Origin of the sequence: Actinoplanes sp. SE50/110 (genome assembly GCF_900119315.1) — a bacterium.
Lineage (GTDB): Bacteria > Actinomycetota > Actinomycetes > Mycobacteriales > Micromonosporaceae > Actinoplanes.
Genome location: NZ_LT827010.1, coordinates 6,526,042 through 6,544,458, shown reverse-complemented (window position 1 = coordinate 6,544,458; position 18,417 = coordinate 6,526,042). Strand labels below are relative to the sequence as shown.

23 protein-coding genes and 2 tRNA genes are annotated in these 18,417 nt (G+C 67.2%); 3 read left to right on the top strand and 22 right to left on the bottom strand.

What is annotated here, in order from left to right; all coding sequences use genetic code 11:
* Positions 1 to 106: 106 nt before the first annotated feature.
* The 7 genes from ACSP50_RS29635 to ACSP50_RS29605 all read right to left on the bottom strand — a co-directional run bounded on the left by ACSP50_RS29635 (position 107) and on the right by ACSP50_RS29605 (position 4,692).
* Positions 107 to 179 (bottom strand) — tRNA-Ala (locus tag ACSP50_RS29635).
* Between the two features lie 152 nt (positions 180 to 331).
* A tRNA-Leu gene (locus ACSP50_RS29630) sits at positions 332 to 406 on the bottom strand.
* Between the two features lie 412 nt (positions 407 to 818).
* The gene (locus ACSP50_RS29625; RefSeq protein WP_155123669.1) at positions 819 to 1,247 is read right to left on the bottom strand and encodes a hypothetical protein; all 429 of its coding nucleotides are present in this window, start codon (positions 1,245 to 1,247) and stop codon (positions 819 to 821) included.
* A gap of 246 nt (positions 1,248 to 1,493) precedes the next feature.
* Entirely contained in the window at positions 1,494 to 2,108 is a 615-nt protein-coding gene (locus ACSP50_RS42525; RefSeq protein ID WP_014692981.1) for a hypothetical protein, read from the bottom strand.
* A gap of 365 nt (positions 2,109 to 2,473) precedes the next feature.
* A complete protein-coding gene (locus ACSP50_RS29615) occupies positions 2,474 to 2,890 on the bottom strand; it encodes a hypothetical protein (RefSeq protein ID WP_155123668.1) in 417 nt (138 codons plus the stop codon).
* A 38-nt stretch (positions 2,891 to 2,928) separates the two neighbouring features.
* A protein-coding gene (locus ACSP50_RS29610; protein WP_085945656.1) for an IS5 family transposase occupies positions 2,929 to 3,746 on the bottom strand; the annotation gives its coding sequence in 2 pieces (ribosomal slippage) (positions 2,929 to 3,416 and positions 3,416 to 3,746; 819 coding nt in all).
* 121 nt (positions 3,747 to 3,867) lie between these two features.
* Complete coding sequence (locus ACSP50_RS29605) at positions 3,868 to 4,692, bottom strand: IS5 family transposase (protein ID WP_014692977.1); 825 nt, start codon at positions 4,690 to 4,692, stop codon at positions 3,868 to 3,870.
* 398 nt (positions 4,693 to 5,090) lie between these two features.
* Here ACSP50_RS29605 and ACSP50_RS29600 point away from each other — a divergent pair, with 398 nt between their 5' ends.
* The 3 genes from ACSP50_RS29600 to ACSP50_RS29590 are packed head-to-tail and all read left to right on the top strand — an operon-like array spanning position 5,091 to position 8,094.
* Positions 5,091 to 5,759 carry a response regulator transcription factor gene (locus ACSP50_RS29600; protein WP_014692976.1) on the top strand — a complete coding sequence of 223 codons (669 nt, stop codon included), beginning with the start codon at positions 5,091 to 5,093 and terminating at the stop codon, positions 5,757 to 5,759.
* A gap of 2 nt (positions 5,760 to 5,761) precedes the next feature.
* Positions 5,762 to 7,147, top strand: a complete 1,386-nt coding sequence (locus ACSP50_RS29595) for a HAMP domain-containing sensor histidine kinase (protein ID WP_080128068.1) — start codon at positions 5,762 to 5,764, stop codon at positions 7,145 to 7,147.
* Entirely contained in the window at positions 7,144 to 8,094 is a 951-nt protein-coding gene (locus tag ACSP50_RS29590) for a TAXI family TRAP transporter solute-binding subunit (RefSeq protein ID WP_014692974.1), read from the top strand. The genes ACSP50_RS29595 and ACSP50_RS29590 overlap by 4 nt, the downstream gene beginning before the upstream one ends.
* On the opposite strand, the gene ACSP50_RS29585 is transcribed toward ACSP50_RS29590, so the two are convergent.
* From ACSP50_RS29585 to ACSP50_RS42515, 15 genes are all read right to left on the bottom strand, one after another.
* Positions 8,064 to 9,500: an NAD(P)/FAD-dependent oxidoreductase gene (locus ACSP50_RS29585; RefSeq protein WP_014692973.1), complete on the bottom strand. Its 1,437-nt coding sequence runs from the start codon at positions 9,498 to 9,500 to the stop codon at positions 8,064 to 8,066. The two genes, ACSP50_RS29590 and ACSP50_RS29585, sit on opposite strands and share 31 nt — an antisense overlap.
* Positions 9,497 to 10,645 (bottom strand): M23 family metallopeptidase, encoded by a 1,149-nt coding sequence (locus ACSP50_RS29580; protein ID WP_052311758.1) that lies wholly within the window; start codon positions 10,643 to 10,645, stop codon positions 9,497 to 9,499. The genes ACSP50_RS29585 and ACSP50_RS29580 overlap by 4 nt, the downstream gene beginning before the upstream one ends.
* A 7-nt stretch (positions 10,646 to 10,652) precedes the next feature.
* Positions 10,653 to 11,654, bottom strand: coding sequence for an HTTM domain-containing protein (locus tag ACSP50_RS29575; protein WP_014692971.1), 1,002 nt, complete (start codon positions 11,652 to 11,654; stop codon positions 10,653 to 10,655).
* Entirely contained in the window at positions 11,651 to 12,313 is a 663-nt protein-coding gene (locus tag ACSP50_RS29570) for a DUF5819 family protein (RefSeq protein WP_014692970.1), read from the bottom strand. Before ACSP50_RS29570 ends, ACSP50_RS29575 begins: the two co-directional genes overlap by 4 nt.
* Positions 12,314 to 12,338: 25 nt before the next feature.
* Positions 12,339 to 14,117: a protease pro-enzyme activation domain-containing protein gene (locus ACSP50_RS29565; protein WP_014692969.1), complete on the bottom strand. Its 1,779-nt coding sequence runs from the start codon at positions 14,115 to 14,117 to the stop codon at positions 12,339 to 12,341.
* A gap of 104 nt (positions 14,118 to 14,221) precedes the next feature.
* A complete protein-coding gene (locus tag ACSP50_RS29560) occupies positions 14,222 to 14,557 on the bottom strand; it encodes a hypothetical protein (protein WP_014692968.1) in 336 nt (111 codons plus the stop codon).
* A gap of 480 nt (positions 14,558 to 15,037) precedes the next feature.
* Positions 15,038 to 15,931, bottom strand: a complete 894-nt coding sequence (locus ACSP50_RS29550; RefSeq protein ID WP_014692967.1) for an IS5 family transposase — start codon at positions 15,929 to 15,931, stop codon at positions 15,038 to 15,040.
* Between the two features lie 237 nt (positions 15,932 to 16,168).
* Positions 16,169 to 16,390 carry a hypothetical protein gene (locus ACSP50_RS29545; RefSeq protein WP_014692966.1) on the bottom strand — a complete coding sequence of 74 codons (222 nt, stop codon included), beginning with the start codon at positions 16,388 to 16,390 and terminating at the stop codon, positions 16,169 to 16,171.
* Complete coding sequence (locus ACSP50_RS42520; protein ID WP_014692965.1) at positions 16,387 to 16,605, bottom strand: hypothetical protein; 219 nt, start codon at positions 16,603 to 16,605, stop codon at positions 16,387 to 16,389. Before ACSP50_RS42520 ends, ACSP50_RS29545 begins: the two co-directional genes overlap by 4 nt.
* Complete coding sequence (locus ACSP50_RS29540; protein ID WP_014692964.1) at positions 16,602 to 17,006, bottom strand: hypothetical protein; 405 nt, start codon at positions 17,004 to 17,006, stop codon at positions 16,602 to 16,604. The genes ACSP50_RS42520 and ACSP50_RS29540 overlap by 4 nt, the downstream gene beginning before the upstream one ends.
* Before the next feature lie 2 nt (positions 17,007 to 17,008).
* Positions 17,009 to 17,266, bottom strand: a complete 258-nt coding sequence (locus ACSP50_RS29535) for a hypothetical protein (RefSeq protein WP_014692963.1) — start codon at positions 17,264 to 17,266, stop codon at positions 17,009 to 17,011.
* A 61-nt stretch (positions 17,267 to 17,327) separates the two neighbouring features.
* Entirely contained in the window at positions 17,328 to 17,555 is a 228-nt protein-coding gene (locus tag ACSP50_RS29530) for a hypothetical protein (RefSeq protein ID WP_014692962.1), read from the bottom strand.
* A gap of 1 nt (position 17,556) precedes the next feature.
* Positions 17,557 to 17,772, bottom strand: coding sequence for a bacterioferritin-associated ferredoxin (locus ACSP50_RS29525; protein WP_014692961.1), 216 nt, complete (start codon positions 17,770 to 17,772; stop codon positions 17,557 to 17,559).
* Positions 17,769 to 18,248 carry a DUF6292 family protein gene (locus ACSP50_RS29520; protein ID WP_014692960.1) on the bottom strand — a complete coding sequence of 160 codons (480 nt, stop codon included), beginning with the start codon at positions 18,246 to 18,248 and terminating at the stop codon, positions 17,769 to 17,771. The genes ACSP50_RS29525 and ACSP50_RS29520 overlap by 4 nt, the downstream gene beginning before the upstream one ends.
* Positions 18,248 to 18,406, bottom strand: coding sequence for a hypothetical protein (locus ACSP50_RS42515; RefSeq protein WP_014692959.1), 159 nt, complete (start codon positions 18,404 to 18,406; stop codon positions 18,248 to 18,250). The genes ACSP50_RS29520 and ACSP50_RS42515 overlap by 1 nt, the downstream gene beginning before the upstream one ends.
* Positions 18,407 to 18,417 lie beyond the last annotated feature (11 nt).

Here is an 18,417-nt window from a genome sequence, read left to right as displayed (position 1 = left end):
CGCACCTGGCCCGGTGTGCACAGACGTGAAAAGGGCGCTGGGTCGTCCGGTCTGGTCACCACGATCCGTCAGCAGGCCGTAGCCGCTGAGTGGATGCACCCCTGCGTGGAGAAAACCGGATTCGAACCGGTGACCTCTGGATTGCAAAACCAGTGCTCTGCCACCTGAGCTATTTCCCCATGTGCCGGCCGAAAGCGCCGGCATCGAGCCTCTTCCCTTCGGAGGAGCGGCCGCGACCCCATCATGTTCGACGGTCTCCCGAGCACCGGCCGTCTTCGGCCGGCCTGGGCGGCGCCTTCCCGTGGGTTGCAGGTTCCACGAGGGTGCTGCGTACCCGGAGCGTGATTCGAACGCGCACTGTGCTGGTTCTGGACCAGCCGCCTCCTGCCAATTGGGCTACCCGGGCATGGGTCCGACAGGGTTCGCACCCGCCGATGTTCCCGCGACCACGAGCCGGATGGCACGGCATCGGGATCGCGCCGAGCGGTGCGCCATAACGCCCGCGCGGCGTTTCGAGCCAGCGGGCGATCGCCGGCGACGACGACGTAAACGGCGGCACCGTGTTGTTGTTCCGGTACCGCGACGGCTCCCAGCGCAACGGCGTCGGCCTCGACAGGCGGTCGCCCATGTGGTGGAGGTTGTCCGGTCCCGCACGAACGCGGGCCCGTCAGCCGCCTGATCGCCGATTTCCAGAGGGGCCCGTTCCGGCCGGGCGCCCTCGGCGTTCCTGTCGCTGGTGCGTTCTTCGCCGGTGCGCCGGCGGAATCACGCTCACAACGTTCCCGACGGTCGCGGGTCGGACGGGGACAACCATGAAGTCATTTCCTGATGCTGTCCCTCCATCGATCAAGAAATTCCAGCTGTTCTTCCACGGTCACGACGTCATCCAGCTGCGCCGGTTCTAGAATGTCGATCATTTCGGCCCGCACCACCTGGCGGCCCATACGGCAAAAATACATTTTTCGCCCGCCATACATGTCGCGCAGCATGCCCGAGGCGTAAGCCCCGCGCAGCGCGGCTTGCACCGCCAGCCGCCAGCCAGACGGCTCCAACTCGAGCCGCAACCGCTGGACCGCATCGAACAGGTCGCGTCCTACCAGGACTTTTTCGCCGTCGGGTGATTGGGTGGTGATGCGGTAGCTATGGTCGGGAAGGCATTCCCAGTCCAAACGTGTGACGAGCTGCTCGTCTCCACGGAAATAGCGCACATCGCGGTGTCCCCGAGAGTTCCCTTCATCCATCGTCATCCTATGAAACCCTCATTCTCGATGAGTGGGCTTATCGGCTCGCCCCATCCGCCGGTGACGAAGAACCGGTTCTGCTCGGAGAGTAACATCGGCCGCTATGCATGTGGCCGCCTCACCGCGCTCGCCGGCCGCCAGGGCTGGTGGTGTCGGCTCTTAATAGTGGTGAGAGCGCCTATTCAACTTTCGCGTATTGACGATCAACCGCTCGACCGGTGTCACACCGAGTTACGGACGATCCTGGGTTGATCAGTTCGAGCCTGTCCCGGCCTGTTGCGAGCGGTATGCGTCAAAGAGTTCTCGATCAAGGGTCTTCATGGGGTCGTCGTAGGTGTCTTGGACGAGAGGGATCAGACCGAGTTCGGCGCGGATGGCGTTGACGAAGGCCAGCTCCGAATGCCAGAACATGTCGTCGATGCGGGTGGGAACGGTCTTCGATCCATAGATCGTCTTTGCCACCGCAGTCCTTCGCGCCATGCTCACAAGGGTCCGAGCAGCGCTAGCAGTCTCCTGCTGTTGCGCGATGAACTGGACCTGCGCCAGCGCTGCGTCGAGCGCTTGCTTGTGAACCATCCCCTGCTCGTCCAGGCGTGGCGACAATCGGATGCCATCCGCGTAGGGCGCGAGCTCGAAGGGTGTCTCGTGGCGCCCCACGTATGTTCGGTAGCGGCGCACCGCAGCGAGGAAGTCTCCATATGTGGCCTGGCGAAGGTCGCGCCACCGTTGGGATTCCGCCTGCTTCCAGCCCTTCGCCTGGGTACGAAAAGTCAAGCGGCCGCCTATCCAAACTCCGACCAAGGCGACGATAGAACTCACGATGGCGAGGTAGTTCGTCACTGTGCCCTCCGGTGCGGCGTAGGCCATCGAAGTGCTTCTTCATTGAAGTATGGGCGGCCAAGGCACTCCGGAGCGACGATGGACGGGTCCGACTTTCACCGTCCGTGGTCGCCGGGGCGTAGTTGGACCAGGTGGTGTGCCTGCTCCGGCGGCGAGACGGGCGGTGGTGACTTGGTGGTAGCGGAGTGCGGTGGCGACAATCGGGGCCGGTGTGTCGAGGACGTGCCGGCGGATCGCGGCGGCGTGGGCGGCGATGGACGGGGCCGAGGGCCTGCACCGGGGTTGAGAGAGTGCTGGGTTGCAGTGGTTCGCCGGCGCGGCGGCCGGGGAATAGCCAGCGTGATTCGCGGTTGGTGGCGGTGCGCGTGTTGGTGCGCTGGCCGGTCGCCAGTCTATGCAGTGAAGCCAGCCTCCCGGTCGGCGGCAGCGACCTGATCGTGAAATCGCTTGTGGACCCAGCACTGTTCGCCGAGTAGTTTCATCTGACTCCATCGGCCGGACATCGGGCCGAGCTGGGTGCGGCGTGGCAACGTGCCGATCAGGCGTTGCGGTTTGCCGCCGCCCGATACCTTGCTGCTCTCCAACACGTAGATGGCGTCTTGGGTGACTGCTACGCAGCGGTACTTGGCCCAGAAAATCGCGAGTCCGGTGAGGTAGATGAGGACGAAGATCAGGAAGTTCGCCGCAGTCTGGTAGATGAACACCTGCCGGATTTCACTGTCTGACGGCAGGAACGGTGCTGAACGATGCACTAAGTCGGCGCGCGGCTGCGACTGGCGGCGGGCCATCGGGTCGGGTCTGCGAGTCACGTGCCCGTTCATACCACCCCGTAGCCAGCTAAAAACTCCTAACACGATCTCTGATCGGTCCAATTGATCAATCTGCGCCAGCAGATCAGGACGCAGGCAAGGCTGACGAAGCCGTCGTGGATGTCGAGGCGGCGCTCCCAGCGAACAGCCAATCGGCGGAACTGATGCAGCAGAGCGAAGGTCTGCTCGACGACGTACCGGAGCTTGCCGAGGCCCTTGATCCCGGTGGTCTTCGGTTTGGGGATGAGGGGTTCGGTGCCACGTTCACGGCAGGCCTGGCGGAACGCCGCACTGCTGTAGGCCTTGTCGGCCAGCAGCGCCGCGAACCGGCGCCGAGGCCGGCCCAGCCTGCCGGCGATCGGCGGGTAGCAGTCGAGCAGATCCAGGGCACGTTTGATGTCAGGTACGTTCGCGCCGCTGGTCAGCACGTAGATCGGGGTGCCGTTGCCGTCGCAGATCAGGTGGTGCTTGGAGCCGGGCTTGCCCCGGTTGACCGGCGACGGGCCTGTCCCGGCACCCCCTTTTTAGCGTCGATGTGACTGGCGTCAATCGCCGCTCTCGACCAGTCGATCCGGTTCGCCGCGTTCAGCTTGTCCAGCAGTATCTGGTGGACCTGGTCGAACACGCCTGCCTCGGCCCACCGCTGCAGCCTGCGCCAGCAGGTCATCCCCGAGCCGAACCCGAGCTCCTGCGGCAGGTCCTCCCAGCCGATCCCGGTGTGCAGGACGAACAGGATGCCCTGCAAGCACAGCCGGTCCGGCACCGGCCGCGGTCCCGGCGCCCTCGCTGGCCAAGCAGGCAGCACCGGCTCGATCAGCTTCCACAACTCGTCATCGATGACCCAGGCCTTGCTCACGAAGACCGGAACGAGACTGATCTTCACTCCGCAACGCTGATGAACATCGATTCAACAGATCGTGTTAGGTGCTTTAAGAGGGCATCTGATCCCGGATTGTCCGCTTGGTAAGGGAATGCAGTCATAGCCGCTGCCAAGTTTGGGTGGATTCGCCGGTCAGTCTGAGCATGATTGTGTTAGTCATCGCCCAATAGACCATCGTGGCCGATCGCTGCGGCAGCGCCTCGTAGTCGCGAGCTAGGCGTCGGTGCTGCATCAGCCACCCGAACGTCCGCTCGACCACCCATCGGCGAGCAAGGACCTGAAATCCTTTCTCCGCACGGCGTGGCACCCGCTCGACGTCGATGCCGAGGCCTGCGCCGTGACGGAGCACGGTGTTCTGGTAGCCGCCGTCGACCCAGACCTTGCTCACCGTCGGATGCTCGGCGGCCAGCGTGCTCAGCAGGCCCTTGCCGGCTGCGGAATCGGACACCGACGCCGCCGTGACCACGACCGCCAGCAGCAGTCCGAGGGTGTCGGTAGCGATGTGCCGTTTCCGCCCTTTGATCTTCTTCGCCGCGTCGATGCCCTGCTCGGATTCCCTTACGTTGCAAGACGTTTTGACGCTTTGAGCATCCAGCACCGCGGCGCTCGGTTCGGCGTCTCGGCCGAGCGCCTCACGTACCCACGACCGTAGAAGATCGTGGATGCGGGCCGTGGTGCCGTCGGCCTCCCACTTGGCGTAGTAGTCATAGACGGTCTTCGCCGGCGGAAAGTCGTGCGGCAGGTACTCCCACGCCATGCCGGTCCGCGCCACATACAAGATCGCATTGACGATCTCCCGTAAATCATGGACCGGCGGCCGGATCCCCAGACCCCGCCGTGCCTCACGCCACTGCGTCAGAACCGGCTCGATCAACGCCCACCGCGCATCCGACAGATCAGTTCGATATGGAAGTCGCTCCATCCCCATGCTCGACCAACGAACGATCACAGCCGATGACGTGCACAAACGTGAACTATCCCCTTAGAGGATCAGATGCCCTCTAAGGCCGAACGCCGCCAGCAGATGCGGGCCGGGCGGCGGATTCCCGCGGCACCGCCGCTGCTCGCTGGCTGAGGCGCGCCAGTTCGCAGCACCACCCAATCAGCCTCTTGGCAGCTGCGTCGACACGCAGCCCGATGATCGAGGCGAATCACCACTGTCGATCAATGCTATGCTTCCGTGCGTCACAACGCAGGGGGAGTGTGGTGTCTATCGGTGAGTCGCGTTGTCCGGGCGCTTCGCCGCCCTCTCATGGAGTCCAAGGTCGCCGTTGCGGTGGCGGCCGATGCAAACCCGGCGGGGAAACGGGGACTGCGTCCATGCGAATGCTTCTTGTCGACGACGACACCCGGTTCGCCGAGGTGCTCATTGTGGCACTCGGGAAGATCGGCTACCAGCTCGACCACGTTGAGCGGGCCGGCGATGCTGTCGCAGTCTCGGCGTACGATGCGGTGCTGCTCGACCTTAATCTGCCCGATTTGGACGGCCTAGACGTGTGCCGGCGGATCCGGCAGCACAGCAACGTACCGATCATCATCCTCACCGCCCGCGGCGCGCTGGGTGACAAGGTCATCGGCCTGCGCCGCGGCGCCGACGACTACCTAATCAAACCGTTCAGCGTGATGGAGCTACAGGCGCGGCTCGAGGCTGTGTTGCGGCGCGGGCGCCCGCTGCTGCCGGCCGCGCAGACCCTAGGCGACCTCACCCTCGACCCCGATCGGCACCGGGCGACGGTGGACGGGTGCGAGATCGAGCTGACCCGCAAGGAGTTCCACCTGCTCGGCGTCCTGGCCGAGGCACCGGGCTCGGTGTTGCGCAAGAACCAGCTGATGGTGCGGGTGTGGCAGGCGGCCGACCCGTCGGCGGCCCGCACGCTCGAGGTGCACATCAGTTCACTACGCACCAAGCTGCGGCGGGCGGTCACCATCGAGACCGTGCGCGGCGTTGGCTACCGGCTGGTCCCGCGCGGCGACGGAAACGCCGGCTAGCTGTGCGTAACCGCCTGATGAGCTGCTATTCGGTGTTGCTGGCCGCGGTGCTGACCGGGTTGATCGTGCCGCTGGCCATCTCCACGGTCACCCGCGACACCCAGGCGATGTTCATCGACCGGCTTAACGACACCGACAGGCTCGCCTCGCTGGCCGACCCGGCCTTGCGGACCGGCCACATTACGGCGTTGAGCATGGAACTGCGGCAGTACCACCAGATCTACGGCGTGGACGTACTGCTGGTGGACCGTGACGGCGTCACGGTCCTCGAGCAGGGTGACGGTCAGGTGGCTAGCCGGGCGATGCTGCGCCGCTACGTCGATGAGGCGCTCACGGGCGAGCGGCACGACGTGAGCGGAGCGATTTGGCCTTGGCGCGATCAGCCGCTGGTGGTGGCGACCCCGATCGGTCGCGGCGGCGAGATTATCGGCGGCATTCTGACTATTTCACCGGTACGCGGACTTCAATTGGAGGTCTGGCGCTACCTGGCGGTGCTGGCGGCATGCGGCGTGTTAGCGATGATTGCGGGCATCGCGGTCGGCCAGCCGCTGGTGCGCTGGATCCTGCGCCCGGTGTACGATCTCGACGCGATGGTGACATCGCTGCCGGAGCAGCTCCACCGCAGCCGGGCGGCCGAGTCCGGACCGCCGGAGCTGCAGCGCCTGGCCGCCTCGGTCAACCAGATGGCCGACCGGATCACCGAGCTGATCGATCGGCAGGGCTCCTTCGTCTCGTATGCGGGTCACCAGCTGCGCACCCCGCTGGCCTCCCTGCGCATTGCCCTCGACAACCTCGCGCCGGCACCGGGCAAGCGCGACCGGTCACACGAGATTGCGGTGCAGGAGGCCGACCGCTCGGCCGCGATCATCGACTCGCTGCTCGCCTATGCCAGCGCCAACGCCCGGGCCGCCGCGGCCACCGAGATCGACGCTGTGCCCGCGATCGAGGCGTGGGTAGCGGCGCGGCAGCCGATGGCCGAGGCGGCTAGAGTGCAGCTGGTCTGCCGGGCCGCCGGGCCGCGGTGGGTGCGGGTGGCACCGTCAGTGCTCGACCAAGCCGTGGAGGTCCTAGTGGACAACGCGGTGAAGTACGGTGAGACGCGTACCCGCATTTTTATAGAGGTGGCGGCCCCCGAGCCCGGCTGGGTCGAAGTCTCCGTCGAGGACGACGGGGTCGGCATCCCGGACGATGAGCTGCTGCATGCGGTCGAGCCGTTCTGGCGGCACCCGTCCCGGCAGGTGCACGACGGGAGCGGCCTGGGCCTGAGTATCATCGGCGCGCTGGTCACCGCGTCCGGAGGCGAGCTTCAACTGGCCGGCGTCCGGCCACACGGGTTGCGTGCGACGGTCCGTCTGCCTGCCGCCAGAACTGAGTGCGATGCCCGATGAAGCGCCGCGATCTCGGTCGGCTCGCGCTTGGGTCAGCGTTGCTAGCGGCGGGATGCAGTGGCTCAAGCGCGGAAGCGGACGAGTTGGTGATCGCGACCGGCAGCGTGGGCGGCGTCTACGACCGGCTGGGAACCGCTCTGGCGTCGGTCGGCCAGCGCTTCGCCCTGCAGATGAGCGCCGTCCGCACGGCCGCCTCGATTGAGAACATGACGCTGCTAGGCAACCGGGCTGCCGACATCGGCTTCACCACGGTGGACTGCGCCAGCTTGGCCCTAGGCGGTGAGGCGCCGTTCCCGGCGCCGGTGCCGATTGCCGCGCTCGCCGCCCTCTACGACGATTACCTGCAGCTGGTGGTGCGGGCTGACGCGAGCATCGGCACGCTGGCCGATTTGGCGGGTCGTCGGGTGTCCACCGGCGAGGTCGGCTCCGGCACCGACATCGCCGCCGAGAGGGTGCTGGCGGCGGCCGGGCTGGCCGGACGTGTACGCATAGCACGGCAGTCCCTGTCGACCGCCGTGGCCGGGGTCCGGGCCGGCGCGCTGGACGCGTTCTTCTTCAGCGCTGGTCTCCCGACCCCGGCCATCAACGACCTCGTGCGGGCCGAGCCGGGGATCATCCGGCTGCTGCCGCTGAGCCAGCTGGTGGGCAGGCTGCAGTCGGAGTTCGGCGAGGTGTACGCCGAGCGCACCGTCCCCCGAGTGACCTATCGGATGACAGCCGATGTCGGCACGATCGGCATCACCAACGTGCTAGTGGTCCGGCGCGACATGTCCGACAACGTGGCCCGACGGCTCACCGCGCTGCTGTTCGAGGCCGGCTTCCAGTTGCGCGACGCCCACATCGACGCCGAGCAGATCGACCCGCGTTCGGCCCTGGGCACGTATCCGGTACCGCTGCATCCCGGAGCACAGCAGTACTACCGAGCCGCCAAGCTCTTCGTCGACTGAATGTGACGGAGCGCCGATCGGGCCGCTTGGTAGCCGCACATGCCGTGTACACCTGCGCCAGGCGGCGTGGCGGCCGAGCAGAGGAAGACGCCGGGGACGCCGGTCGCGTACGGGTCGATGGCCCAGCGCGGCCGTGCCACCAGCTGCGCCGGCGTATTGGCCCCGGTGAGGATGTCCCCGCGCACGTAGTTGGGGTTGCCGCCAGAGAACTGGGACACCGTATGCACCGACCGGGCGACGATCCGCTCGCGCAGTCCGGGCGCGAACCGTTCGATCTGGTCGAGGACGGCGTCGGTGGCGTCTCCGTCCCATCCGCTCGGCACGTGAGCGTAGGCGTAGACCGGGTGGATGTCACCCTGTGACCGGGCCGGGTCGGCCAGGTACTGCTGGGCGACCAGAACGAACGGCCGCGTAGGTAGGCGTCCGTCGGTGACCTGCCTTTCCGCGTACGCAATCTCGTTCAGCTCTCCCCCGACATGCACTGTGCCCGCCTGCCGGGCCGCCTCCAGCCGCCACGGCACACCGCCCTCGACTGCGAGGTCCACCTTGAATGCCGCGGGACCGTGCCGCCACCGGCGGTAGGCGCGCGCGACCCGGGGCGGCAGTCGGTCGCCACAGATGCGCGCGGCCGCGGACGGCGCGACGTCGAGCAGCACCACCCTGGCCGGCGGCAGATCGGCCAGCGACCGCACCAGCGCGCCGGTCTGGATCGTGCCGCCTAGTTCAAACAGATGCCGGGCCAGCGCGTCGGTGATCGCCCGGGAACCACCCCGGGCCACTGGCCAGCCGTGCCGGTGACCGGCCGCGATCAACATCGCCCCGATGGCGGTGCTCCCAGGCGTGTGCAACGGCCGCATGGCGTGCGCGGCGGTCCCCGCGAACAGCGCCCGGCTTTCGGCCGTACGCCACAGCCGGGCCAGGGCCGACGCCGGCGCGGCCGCCCGCAGTCCGAAGCGGCCGAGCCGGACCGGATGCCGGGGAACCCGCAGCACCGGGCCGAGCAGGTCAGTTGCGAGCGTGTCGAAGTCCGCGGCCAGCGGGCCGAACAGCCGTCGCCAGGTCGCGCCGTCGTCGCCGAGCGCGGCTGCGGTGCGCTCGATCGACCGGTACAGCGCGGCGCCCCGGCCGCCGTCGAGCGGATGCGCCAGCTCCACCGGCGCCCAGGTCCAGGTCAGCCCGTGCTGGTCGAGGGGGAGCGAGGCCAGGAACGGTGAGGCCACCGCCATCGGGTGGACCGCGGAGCAGTGGTCGTGCAGCACGCCGGGGACGGTCAGCTCGCCGCTGCGGGTGCCTCCGCCTATGGTTTCGGCCGCCTCGAGCACGGTCACGGTCAGGCCTTGCCTGGCCAGCGCGACCGCGCCTGCCAGGCCGTTGGGGCCGGAGCCGACCACGATCACGTCGATCATGGCCGCCGCTTCGGGGCGCGCACGCGACGACCGCGGTACAGCGAGCCGTTGATGCAGGCGAAGCGCAGTTGGAGGCCCACTCCGGCCCGGTCGGCCTGCAGATGCAGGTGGGGCATGCTGCTGTTGCCGGAATTGCCGACCGCGCCGATCAGCTGGCCGGCCTCGACCGTGTCGCCGAGGCGGACGGTGACCGTGCCCGGTTTCAGATGGGCGACTGTGACCAGCTCACTGCCGTTGTCGATGGTCACGCGGTTGCCGTACGGGGGCGCAAACCGAATCGTGCCGGGCGCCTGGTCCTCGATGCCATCGACGGCGGTTACGACCCGGCCGGCGCAGGGCGCGACGACCGGCTCGCCGTAGGCCAGGTACGACTCGAGCCGGCTCGCATCACCCCGCTGGGGGCCGATGCGGACTAGGTCGACGGCGCCGCGCTGCTCGGGGACGGTAGCGTGATGGTTAATCAGACGGCCGCCGCCTTGCAGTACATACCAGTCACCGTCGACGGGAAACACTGCCAGCGGCCGCTCGGTGCTTTCGGGCCACCGGTGCCGGCGGGCCGGCACAAGCAGCGCGACTACCGCGACGACCAGAACGACGCCGACGATCAGACTGTCGGCACCGCCCTCAGCGGTCAGCCGCGGCAGGCGGGCCGTCGAGGCGAGGGCGAGAGTGAACAGCAGAGTGAGGGGATGGTTCGCCCACCAAGGCCGTACGGGCAGAGCGCCGAGCCCGCGGATGAACGTGTACATCGCCACGGTGGTCAGCAGGAGCCCAGCCCAGCCCAGCACCGACCTGGCTGTCCAGCAGCCGATCGCCCCCCACAGCATCGGTACGTAGGGCACCGCGTACCCGATCAGCTCAGCCCGGCGCCCGGAACGGACACGTCCGCGCCGTGCCCCGGCGATCCACAGTCCGCTCAGCGCGCCGCCCTCGTCCGTTTCGGCCCAGGCCAGCACCTGCCCCTGCGGTCCTTCGATCGCTAGGCCGTCTGGGGTATCGATGACGCCGGTGATGCCGCCGAGCCGGCCGTGGGCCTCGTCAACGACTTCGCGAAGCCGCTGCTCACCTGCCCGGGCCACCAGCGCTGGCGCCAGCCGCGGCCAGGTCTGCGGATCAGCGCGCAAGAACGCGTCCAGCGCCCGCACCTGGGCATCATGCGGCGACACGCGTGTCCTCCTCCATGGCGACGACCGCTGAGGGCACCGGCGCAGTGAAGCGCCGGCGATAACGGGCTAGGGTCGCGTCACGCAGCCTCAGCGCGTACCGGTACATGGTCTTGTAGTCGTCGTCGCGCAGGCAGACGCTGTCAGCGCCCAGCATCAACAACCCAAAGCAGACTAGACCCATGAATACCATAATGCCCAGATGCATCCCCTCGATGGCGAGGATGACCGTCTTGCGGACCCAGCCGCGCACCGATAGCACCGCGAACGGGAACGCGAGCTCGGTAAAGACGGTGAAGTAAGTGACGGCGGTGCCGATGAACGCATTGCTCATTAACGCCGCATAGGTGGATGACAGCGCGAAGCCGGTCACGTGACTGATGTAGTACATGGCCACGCCGTCCTGCCACTGCTCGCCGGTCACCTTCCAGTACCCAGCCATGAAATAGAGGACGCAGATCTGGAACACCATGAGGTACGCGGCCAGGTTGTGCACCGCGGTCCGCAGGACCGGCGCCTCCCGGGCGAGCATGCGCTCCCGGCGATTGCGGGCTCCGGGCGCGAAGTAGGCGTTGGACACCGTGAAGATCATGAAGATGATCACGATCTGGGCCAAGTTGTCGCCGCCCTCGAGGACATCCTGGTTGCGCCAGTGCAGCGACCAGAGCAGCACCGCCTGCGCGATGGTCAACGATCGCCCACCAAAGATCATGAACGCCAGTGAGACGACGATGACTAGGTGGAACACGATCTCAAACCACACCCGCGAGTCACTGAGCAGGAACAGCGAGAACCCGTGGTGCGGCAAGGCGGTACGGGCGACGCCGGCCGAGTAGTACGACGTCGGTCCCCAAAGGAATTCACGACGGTCGTAGTCAGCCAGGCAGTACAGGATGGTCGCGAACCCGATGACGATGCGCATCAGCGCGATGCCGATGAGCCGGTGCTCGCGCACGCTGATCCGCGCCAGGAAGGTGTCGAGTCGGTTCATCGTGCTATCCCCGGTATGTAGGTGAGCCAGCTCGTGTCGAGCAGTTCCTTCTCGGGTTGTGCCGGCGGTGGGTCTTGGTAGCGCTGCGAGAACGGCACGATCGATCGCGTACGGAACCGAGCCCGCACCGCGACGATGTCCCGGCCCGGGTAGAGCCCGTCGGCGCTGGCGGAGAAGAACCGCTGCATCTCGACAAAGAAGTTGGCGTACTCGTCGAACAGCTTCTTGCGGGCGTCGGCCTGCTGATCGGCCGGCATCTTGGCGATCGCGCTCGCGGCCCGGGCGAAGTTGTTGGCCGACGCGTTGAAGGCCAGCATGATGCCGGGGGTCTTGGTCGGATTGGTCCGGAAGCTGCGCGGCTGCCGGTCGATGGCCTGCTCAATCTCGGCCGGCGCGCTCTCGGTTACCTGCCCGGTTGCGTCGCGCAGCCGCACCTCCAGGTAGATGAGGTTGTTGGTGACCGGCGGGTTGGGGCCGAACAGCTGCCAGTCCTGCCAGAAGTAGGGCTGTAGGAGTTTGGGCACGAAGTCGAGACGGTTGCGGGCCGGTGAGGCCGGCGCGTTGTAGATCAGCGTGGCCGCGGTGAACAGCGCCACCACCAGCAGTAGCAGCGGCACGGCGACCCGGATGCGCACGGGTAGGGCTTCGCGTGGGGACATGACGGTTCCGTTCCTCCCAGTGAACTCAGTGCCTTCGGAACCAGGAGAGGTACGCGGGACCGGGTGAGCCTAAGCCGGTAGCGGCGTCGTACCCGGTGGTGGCCGACAGGCCGTAGTCCTGGCCCAGAGTGAACAGGACGTATCGCAGATCGCCCTGGTCGGCGCCGAGATCGCGCACCGCCGTCACCGGTGCGGTCGGCTCGGTCACGTCGTGCAGGACACCAGCCCGGGACAGCCGGTACAGCAGCGGGTTGGCGAACCCGATCGTGCGCCCCGATACCTGCTCGGCGCCGGCCTGGATGGCCGCGAACCCGGGGCTGGCCGCCGACGTGCCGGCGTACCCGATCAGCTGGAACGTCCCGCCGAGGGTATAGCCGACCAGCACTGGCACGGCGAAGTCGCCCTCCAGCGCGACGTCGGGGGTGACGCGGCGGGCCTGACCCCCGGCCGCAGCGAGCGCAGCCGGCACCACGCCACGCTGGTACCACGGCTGAGGGGCGTCGCCCGGCCCGCCGCCGCCTCCGAAGACGAAGACCCCGGGCAGCGGCGTCCAGGCCGTGCCGTCCGCCGAACGGATTGAGAGGTCGTCGCCCATGCTCGTCTCCCAGGCGTACCGGCCGTGTGCATCGGTGCCTAGCGCCGTCCCGCCGACCGCCGTCACCCACGGCGAGGCGGCCGGCCACTCGGCCTGGGCCGCGGTTGTGGCCGGGTCGCAGTTCAGTCCTGCGTGGGCGGCACCCGGCGAGGCGTCGCCGCAGTCACCGGAGGCGAAGTAGACGCCGATGCCCTCGACGGCCGCTTGCTCGAACAGCCGGTTCCAGGCCGCCACGAGGTCGGGCGTGAGGTGGCCGGGATCGGCATGGATGATCTCGGCCCACGAGTTGGTGATCAGGTCGGCCGAGCGGTTGTCGATGATCGAGCTCTCGGCGTCCATCAGGTCTTCGTCGAGGCACGAGTTGGCCCCGACGTAGCGGACGGCGGCGTCCGGCGCGTAGCCGTGCACGGTCTCCACGTCCAAAGCCTGCTCACCGGCCCAATCAGCAGGTGGCGCACAGTCCGGGGTGAGGTTCCACGCGTTCGGGTCGACGTCCTCGCGGTACTGGCCGGGCCGGAACGGCTTGTCGCCGACAGCGGTGGCAAATCGGTCGGCGTCGGCGCGCATGGTGGGCGAGCCGTAGGCGCCGACGATGGCCACGGTCCTGCCGCGGCCGGTGGTCGTGACGTGGTAAGCCTTGCGCAGCTGGTCCGGGCGGTACGGGCAGGTGGCGTAGGACGAAATGCTGCCGTACGCGGGTGGCATGTCGGCCGCCGGTGACTCGCCGAGCCAGGAGGAGCACTTGGCCGGCTCGTCAGCATCCGCCTTCTCTCGCACCCGGGCCTGTGGCCCGGCCAGCCTCGCGGCAGCGTCGGCAGCCGCGCTGACCGGGGTGGACAGTGAATGGGCCGCAGCGCTGGCGCCCGCCACCCGGGCGACTGCCGCGGCCGGGCCGGTGATCCGCAGGTAGTGCGAGGTCTCGCCGGTCACCCGGATGCCGTCGGCGGCCAGCCGAGTCAGCAGGTCGCGGTGCTGCGCATCGGTGAGCGCGAATCGCCGTCGGTAATCGGCGGGCGACAGGAAATGGCGGTACGACGGCGACCGCGGATCGGTGACTGCCCGTGCCAGAGAATCAAGATCATTCTGATCGCGTACGTCGATATAGAGGCGGGCGACCGCGCTTCCCGCTGTTTCGGCAGCGGCCGGAAAAGTATTTCCTACCGACATCACTATTGCCGCCGCCGCGGCCAACAATGCAATCGCCCGCACCGTAAGTAACCTTTCTAGAAAAGAGTGGTCCCCTGCCGACGGCAGCCGTAGGTCACCGCCGGCAGGGCTGTCCCACTATGGGAAAGAGAGCGCCGGAGCTGGCGTCAGCTGGCCACGTCGAACTGCGCGTCGCCGGATCGATCCGCGGCCGTGCCGGTGGCTGGGCCGCCGGAGCTGGAGCTGGACGACTTCGGAGCCAGTGCCGCCGCCACCACCGCGGCCGCCACCGCCCCGGCGGCCGCGTTGGCGGCGGCCTGGGCGACGGCACCCCAGAACTGCGGATCGGCCGAACCGTTGAAAGCGACGATCGGGGCGACCGAGGCGGGCTTGACAGCCTCGGGTGCGGGCGACGCCATGGCCGCCTGGTCCAATCCCACGAGCGAGGCCGTCAGAAATGTCGGTACGGCTACGCCCAGGGCGACAAACCTTTTGATGGACATCGAGATCCTTTCGAGAAGACAGATTCCGCGCGCGTGCCCTTACGTTAAGACATCGACGGCCGCAAAACAGGAAGGGTTCTCGATATCGGTTCTTCCTTGAGGTTCGTTTGAGCCTCGAGCTTGACCAGTTGACAGTGCCGGTGTTCTCTAGTAGGGCAGCCGCCATTCGTGATCATGGCTGAGTTTTGAGGGTGAGGCGGCGGGCGTAGTGGGCTCGTCTGGCTCGTGCCTGGTGACGGCGTCGCCAACGTGACCAACGCAAACGGTGAGCGATGCTGCGTGCCGGCCGAATCAGTAGGACGTTGATCAGGCGGCGGATCTCGTTGACGGTCAGGTCGATCATGTCGGGCTGACCGGGACGGTCCGCCGATCGGACGTCGGCGGTGCAGATCGCGAGGACCGCAAGCGCTGCCAGGGCAAGGGTGGTGAACCGGTGCCAAGACGTCCAGCGACGGACCTAAGGCGTGTTTTAGAAGCTGGTCATAGCCACTCGCCGATGATCACGATGGTTAGGGCGGCTTGGAAGCGGACTGCCAGCTTTTCGTAGCGGGTGGCGATGCCCCGGTAGCGCTTGAGTCGGGCGATGCTGTTCTCGACGGCGTGACGCATGCGGTAGAGGGCCTTGTCGAACTTCGGCGGGCGTCCGCCGCGGGATCCTTTGGCCTTGCGGTGGGCGTCCTGGTCCTTCTTGCTGGGGATGCAGGCCTTGATCCCTCGTTTGCGCAGGTAGGCACGGTTGGCTCGGCTCGTGTAGGCCTTGTCGGCCAGGACCAGGTCGGGACAGGTGCGGGGCCGGCCGACACCGAGGCGGGTGACCCTGATGCGGCGCAGGACCGGGATGAACTGGGGGCTGTCGCCGCGATGCCCGGCGGTCACGACCATCGACAACACCTTCTGGCCCTGTTCGCAGGCCAGGTGCGTCTTGGTGGTCAAACCGCCGTGGGAACGGCCGAGTGCGTGGTCGGCGGGTTCGTCGTGGACGCCGCCGGGTGGCTCTTTCTGCAGGTGGCCGTTGGTGCGAGCGCCGGCGGCGTGCTGATGGGCGCGGCTGGTCATCGAGTCGACGCTGACCGTCCAGATGATCCTGCCGTTGGTATCGGCGGCGGCCTGCAATGCCGCGAGGATCCGGTCCCAGGTGCCGTCGCGCTGCCAGCGGCGGAACAGGCCGTAGACCGTCTGCCAGGGCGGGTAGACGGCAGGGACGTCACGCCACGGGGTGCCCATCCGGATTCGCCACCGGATCCCGTCGATGAGCTGCCGTTTGTCCCACTTCGGCGGACGACCTGTCGTGGACGCGGCAGGAAGAAGCGGGGCCAGCACGGCCCACTGCCGGTCGGTCAGGTCATGCCGCCTCGTCACCGCTAAGGTGGCCACGAGGTCTCCGGTATGAAGTTCTTGCTTGGTCGCAGAACCAGATACCGGAGACCTCTTCAGTTATCGATCACCGCCACGCCGGAACATCGATCAACCATCAGCTTCTAAAACACGCCTTAGCGCCTTTACGCCAGCACCACCAGGGCGAGGGGCTTCATCCAGCACCAGTTCGATGTTGCCGAAACCGCTGCCGCGGGAATATCCGAAGTTGTAGGAGACGTAATACCAGCTCAATGGTCACGCCCCCAGCGCGCTGGTCGCGGTGAGCTGTCGGATCTCGTCACGGGCCGCTTTCGCTTTCGCCAGCGCATCCGTGAGTTCGTCCAGGTAGCCGGCGTACTGGCCGGACCGAATCATCTCCTGCAGCTCAGCCACCCGCGCCGATTCCGGGGTGACCATCTGGTCGTGGCCCGGATCGCGCTGGGCCGGGATGTGCATGTCGGTGACGGTGACGGTCATCGGGTCGCCTCCGGAAACAGCACCCCAACTTTGCCGAGGAACGCTTCGCCGGCGGGGGTGAGGCCCATGGTGTCGTCCTTCGTGATAAAGCCGTTCCAGACGGCTGACACAAACCCCTCGGTTGTCCAATCGTTAGTACCGCCGAGTTGTCCGTCGCGGGCTAGCCGGAGTACGTGAACGACATCCTTAAGCGGAACAGCGGCGGTATCGGTCATCGGACGGCCGCCTCGTCTGCAAACCTAATGCGCGTCCAATTTCGATGGCTGATCTCCAGGTCGCCAGCCTCGAAGTCGGCCAGCATCGCAGCGCAGTCGGCCTCGCTGTAGGTACCGTCGCCGTAGCCCCAGCCGGACAGGTTGCACGGGCCGCGGTAGCCGTTACGGCAGTCCAGGACGGTATAGAGGACGTCGCAGTCGTTGCTGGTCGGACCGTCTTCCGGGTCATCGTCGCCGTTTTCCCACTCGGGATCGTCCAGTCGGGTGAGCACAGCGAAGTTGGCGGTAACGGCTTTGACGGTCCACGGGTTCGGATCGTCGTCCAGCAGGGTCGTGTTACCGATGCGGAAGAGGCGGGGCTGCATGGCCCAGCGTCCGTCGGCGGGCGGGTGGAAGCTCATGGTCAGTTCTCCTCAAGGTTGAAACGGTCGACGATCACGGCGGCCAGGGCTTCCGGGCCGACCGGTTTCGGGTGCCGGTAGCCGGCGCCGCGGTTCTGTTCCTCAGCGAAGTCCGACACCGCGTGTGCCTGCACGGGCGTGACCAGGCCGCGGTCGAGGAGGAATTCGCTGATCGAGGAAGCAAGCTGGTACGGGCTCAGTTCGTTGTCCTTGTCGGCTTCGCGGATGAGCACGGCCAGGTCATCGCGGAGCGTGGTCACTGGTCGTCTCCGTCCAGGCCGAATTCGGCGACGATCAGTTCCGCCAGCGCGCCGGCACCCATCAGGCGCTCCGGCTGAGGTAACGGGCGTTGTCGCCGTCCGGCCCTGCCAGCACCTGCATCACGGCGAGTACGTCGGTTACCATCTCATCGGTACGCACCTCGGGCCGGCCGGCGCCGTACTTGCCGGTGCACCGCAGCACCCGAGCAATCGCAGCCGCCTCATCCAAGTTGACGTGCTCCTTTTCGACATAGATCAAGTCGCGGATGCGCCCTCCAATCAAGGACATGTCAGTTCTCCTCGTCGATGGTGAGTTGTTCGCCGTGGGCGTGCAGCCCGTCCGGCCCGTCGTAGATCAGCCCCTCGTTGAGCAGGCTGTCGAGCACCTGGCGAAGGGTGGGGGAGTGCGATAGCACCTGGAAGTGGGCGGCGATGTCATCAAGACTCCGGGCGCCACTGCGGATCGCGGCCAGCACCGTGTCCCTGTTGACCTGACGGACACTCACGCCGGCTCCCGGTATTGGGCCAGCGCCTGGTCGAACGGGATGTCGTCGTCCTCGAAGGTGTGCTCCGGGAAGTCGACGTCCGGGTAGTCGTCGCTCGCAACGTGCGCGTCGATGCCTGCCTGCTCCGCGACCGCGTTCGCCACCGTCTCCGGTGACGCCAGCCGGGCGATAGCGAGCTCGAACACGTACCGGGAGTCCCGGCCGTTGCGGTCGTCGATACACAGCAGGTGCCAGCCGCGATTTTCGGACCAGCCGATACCGACTTCGTCGTAGGACCAGACCGGCTCGCCGTTTCGGTGGGGCTGCTGTTCCATGTCGAAGCCGATCCAGCCGTCTCGCGGATCGTTTGGGTCCGACCACGAGATGTCGGTTTTGAAGCCGGCCTCGTCGAGTGCTTTGGCCACGGCGTCGATGTACGGGCCGTGCGCATCGTGGTAGCCGTGGCCGTCCGGATACAGGTCCTCCATGGTGGTCATCAGGCGCCTACCAGTCGGGCCAGCTCGCGCAGGTCGCCGAGGGTGAGGGTGTCTGCGTCGTCGCCGACGATCGCGGCGAGAACTATCCGGTCGTCGGGCAGGGCCCGGTACAGGTGGAGCAGGCGGTGCAGGCGGGCGGTCAGGTCCGTGTCGGGCATGGCTCTCCTTG

Bases quoted from the DNA above. Each gene is read 5' to 3' on its own strand.
- ACSP50_RS29625 (WP_155123669.1), bottom strand. From the start codon at position 1,247: ATGACGATGGATGAAGGGAACTCTCGGGGACACCGCGATGTGCGCTAT.
- ACSP50_RS42525 (WP_014692981.1), bottom strand. From the start codon at position 2,108: ATGGCCTACGCCGCACCGGAGGGCACAGTGACGAACTACCTCGCCATC.
- ACSP50_RS29605 (WP_014692977.1), bottom strand. From the start codon at position 4,692: ATGGAGCGACTTCCATATCGAACTGATCTGTCGGATGCGCGGTGGGCG.
- ACSP50_RS29600 (WP_014692976.1), top strand. From the start codon at position 5,091: ATGCGAATGCTTCTTGTCGACGACGACACCCGGTTCGCCGAGGTGCTC.
- ACSP50_RS29590 (WP_014692974.1), top strand. From the start codon at position 7,144: ATGAAGCGCCGCGATCTCGGTCGGCTCGCGCTTGGGTCAGCGTTGCTA.
- ACSP50_RS29585 (WP_014692973.1), bottom strand. From the start codon at position 9,500: ATGATCGACGTGATCGTGGTCGGCTCCGGCCCCAACGGCCTGGCAGGC.
- ACSP50_RS29575 (WP_014692971.1), bottom strand. From the start codon at position 11,654: ATGAACCGACTCGACACCTTCCTGGCGCGGATCAGCGTGCGCGAGCAC.
- ACSP50_RS29570 (WP_014692970.1), bottom strand. From the start codon at position 12,313: ATGTCCCCACGCGAAGCCCTACCCGTGCGCATCCGGGTCGCCGTGCCG.
- ACSP50_RS29560 (WP_014692968.1), bottom strand. From the start codon at position 14,557: ATGTCCATCAAAAGGTTTGTCGCCCTGGGCGTAGCCGTACCGACATTT.
- ACSP50_RS29545 (WP_014692966.1), bottom strand. From the start codon at position 16,390: ATGACCGTCACCGTCACCGACATGCACATCCCGGCCCAGCGCGATCCG.
- ACSP50_RS42520 (WP_014692965.1), bottom strand. From the start codon at position 16,605: ATGACCGATACCGCCGCTGTTCCGCTTAAGGATGTCGTTCACGTACTC.
- ACSP50_RS29540 (WP_014692964.1), bottom strand. From the start codon at position 17,006: ATGAGCTTCCACCCGCCCGCCGACGGACGCTGGGCCATGCAGCCCCGC.
- ACSP50_RS29530 (WP_014692962.1), bottom strand. From the start codon at position 17,555: ATGTCCTTGATTGGAGGGCGCATCCGCGACTTGATCTATGTCGAAAAG.
- ACSP50_RS29520 (WP_014692960.1), bottom strand. From the start codon at position 18,248: ATGACCACCATGGAGGACCTGTATCCGGACGGCCACGGCTACCACGAT.
- ACSP50_RS42515 (WP_014692959.1), bottom strand. From the start codon at position 18,406: ATGCCCGACACGGACCTGACCGCCCGCCTGCACCGCCTGCTCCACCTG.